The 3,420-nt window shown below is 57.8% G+C and carries 1 protein-coding gene; it reads right to left on the reverse strand.

The genetic code is table 11. The features are described 5' to 3' along the window. Positions 1 to 196: 196 nt before the first annotated feature. Positions 197 to 3,319: a vWA domain-containing protein gene (locus G6N73_RS35040; protein ID WP_165034445.1), complete on the reverse strand. Its 3,123-nt coding sequence runs from the start codon at positions 3,317 to 3,319 to the stop codon at positions 197 to 199. Positions 3,320 to 3,420 lie beyond the last annotated feature (101 nt).

Here is a 3,420-nt window from a genome sequence, read left to right on the forward strand (position 1 = left end):
ATCCTTCTTTGGCGAGATGAATCCTTCATTCCAGCTGATTCCCGACCTCTCAGCCACCACTGTCGTGTAGTGTGGTCGACTATAGAGCTCAAAAAGCAAGGGCGTGCTTGTATCCAAGCGCAGCAATACGCCGAAGCAATCGCCTGCAGACGGAGAAGGGTTGGCTACATAAGCAGGCCCTAAAGTCTGAGCTCTGCTATTGCCTCCTGCACCTTTCGCATTTTAGGCAGGCGTCGACGCAAGGCCCGCCATCCGGATCGCGCGGTGTGCGCTCGATGGGTTTGAGTGTCACGAAACGGGAGTCCTCGCGCGGCACCAGTTCACCGCGCATGTTACGGCCGATCGCTTTGAAAAGGAATTTGTAGTTGCCGGCCTTGCCCGTGTCGGCGAACCAGCCCGACCACGTGGCGTCGGCAGCTGTGGTATCGCCATCGAGCCCGTCATCACGCAGATCGAGGTTTTGCTGGCTGCCATCGGCAAGCGTGACAACAACCTTGATCTTGCCGTCGGGTGCCGGCCAACCCCGGTCTGACAGTCTGGCATTGATCTTCACCTCGTCGCCGGGAAGATAGGTGGTCGCACTCACCGCAACATCGAGCCAGTAGTCGGTCGTTACCGCCGCCATGAAGCCGATCGGCACAAATCCTGTGTAAGGCGTCAGATTGCCGGTGAAGTGCGTGTGGCTGTCAGCCAGCGCGCGCTTGACACTGTCCGGCGACCACCTGCCGTTTGGCTTCAACTGTAACATCCAGTCACCGGCATATTCGCTGGCCTGTGACGGATCCGGGAACACGATGCGAAAAATCCGATGGTTGAGATTCGTCCGTTCCTGAATGGGCACGCCACCAATAGTGGTTCCCGGTTGAATGACGTCACCTTTGGGGCTGACGAATTCCAGCGTATAGAATTTCCGCAGCGCCGGCTCATCAAGGATCACAAAAGTGGCGCTGCGGTCCGAGGTCACGATGCGCGCGCGTTCAATCACGGTCGGATTGAGCGTCGAGATGTCCACCAGCACGGTCGGGTCGACGACCTGATTCAAGCCTGCCGCGTTGGTGAAAATCTTGAAGTAGAAGGACTCGAGATCAAACAGTGTCGTGCCGGTGAGCTGGTCAACCACCTGGTGATAACCGTCGGAGACATTGGTGATGCTCTGCAACTTTCCCGGTTCGACGGCAAAACCCAAACCAACACTGAAAATCTTGACGCGGGGATTGCCAGTCATGATGCCGTCCTTGACATCACCAATAAATGGCGACTCGTTCTCGGCCCCATCGGTGAGCAATACCATGGCAATGTTGCGGTCGCTGCCGGAGCTCGCCAGCATGTTGGCGCCGCCCTGCATGGCGCCGCCAATACCAGTGCGGCCCGACGGCTGAATACGCGTCGGATCGGCAATTGCGCCAGCACTCATGAAATTGCTTTGAATGGCATTGCGCAGCGCGCCATCCATAAATCCAAGCGGCATGTAGTCACTGTTGGTGGCGTTGTATTTGACGAAACCGAGCTTGTCACCAGTGCCGGTGATCGGATCAAAGCGCAGGAGATCGGCATAGAGCTGCGAGGCACTGCGCAAGGCTTCGATCTTGTTCACATCGCCCGCGGGGTCTGCCATGCTGCCACTGCGGTCGAGAATCAGCACGGAATCGAGAGGTTTGGGCGACACGCCGTTGCCCGTGAGGGTGATGGCCTGCGACGCCAGTGTGGAATCATTGGTGGTGACGAGCAACTGCATGGAGGCCACCCCGGGCGCTTTCGGCTTGAATTCCTGGCGTAACACCAACGGTGGATCGCCGGGTTTGATGGTGACGTTTGCTGCTACGCCAATGTCAGTCCAGATCGAAGTGTCCGGACTGCCCTGCACCGCAACACCCACGGTCAGGTTGGCATCACCGTCATTGTGAACGACAAGTCCCTTGCTGAAGGTGAAGCCGATTTCCACGTCGCCGAAATTGAGTGTGGTGTTTTCAATGCGCGCCAGCGGTCTCTGGGCCTGGCTGCAAAGGGCCAGAAAGCTCTGCACCGCCGCGTTGCCGCTCAGGCTGCCTGGGCTGGAAGGCGGCATAGTTCGATTGACGGCATTGTTAAGAACTGTCGCGCAGTAGGCGCCGGAAAGCGTACTCGTCAACAAGGGGAAGCGGCCCCCTGGGCCGCCCGCACTGTGACAGCCGCCACAGGATCCGGGAACCGGCGCGGCGGAAATCGGGCCGGCATTCTGCGGCCAGTTCGGATGAACGAGCGGATCATACCACTGAGTTGAGAAGGTCGGGAAGGATGGCAAGGCATCCTGGCTCAACGGCGTTTCGGGATGCATGATATAGGGGTTCTCACCGGCATGGCAGCTCGTGCACACACCGCCGGAACCGCCAAACAGATCTGCGCCACCGGCAAATTGCGTGATCGGGGTCACCGTCCCTTCTGGAAATGGCACACCAGGTCCCGGCTCGCCGGGGCCATCTGGCGCCTGGTTGTCCCAGAAGCAGACCTTGCTCGTTGTCTTGCCAAGGCAAATAACGCCATCAAGATAGATACTATTGCTTGATCCTCCTCCAGGATTTGCCGAGCGAGGCAGCGCGATGCACATGCCTTCCGGCGCGGCGCTCTTATAGACATAGACCTGCGCCCCGGTTGGCAGGAACAATTCACCGGAATTGCCAGGTGGCGATGTCGTGGAATTGGGTGGCAACTGCGGAAACTTGTTGTTGCCATCGTAACTGCTGAGCGTCCATTGGCTGGAACCGATGTCGGGCGGGGTCGGCACGCCATTGGCCTGGCATTCGGCGATATAAGCCGCGCCAAAATTCGTGGTCGAGAAAAAGACAATCGGGGAGAAGCCGGCGGCGCCGATACGCTGACCAAGGTCGGGTCGTGGTGTGAATTTCTTGTCGCGCAAAACCGGATCCTCATAGTCCAGCAGCTGCTTCATCAAGGAGTTTTTGCCGCTCAGAGAACCGTCGGAGAGATCGCCACTGCGCTTAAGCAACCATTCGATCATCTTGGACTTGGCCAGCATGCCGTTGCGCCGGTCAAGCGCGCCGTCCTTGAACAGTGCTGTCCGCTGGTTGTCGAAGGTTGCGCGTTCTTCCTCGGTGAGGCGCGCGCGCAAGGCGTTGATGTAGATATCCTGGGTTTTTTCAATAAAGTCGATATCGGGCTTTATGATCTTGCCGTCTCTGCCAATCAGCATTCCATGACCGATGAACGCGATCGGATCATTCGCGATCACCCCGGTGTTTTGCGCTTGAACACCCACGGTAAAGGCGACGACAGCCTGGACAATGACAAGAAGAAAAATAGTAAAACGGAGAGTGCGGCACATGCGATCCTCCACCTACTAAGTTTTTACTGGCTAAGTTTTTACTGACACATTCGGCATTCGAAGGCAAGAATAGATGCGGCTCGGCGGCGGCTACCCGCTAT

It is taken from the genome of Allomesorhizobium camelthorni, assembly GCF_011045125.1.
In the GTDB taxonomy this organism is placed as follows: domain Bacteria; phylum Pseudomonadota; class Alphaproteobacteria; order Rhizobiales; family Rhizobiaceae; genus Allomesorhizobium; species Allomesorhizobium camelthorni.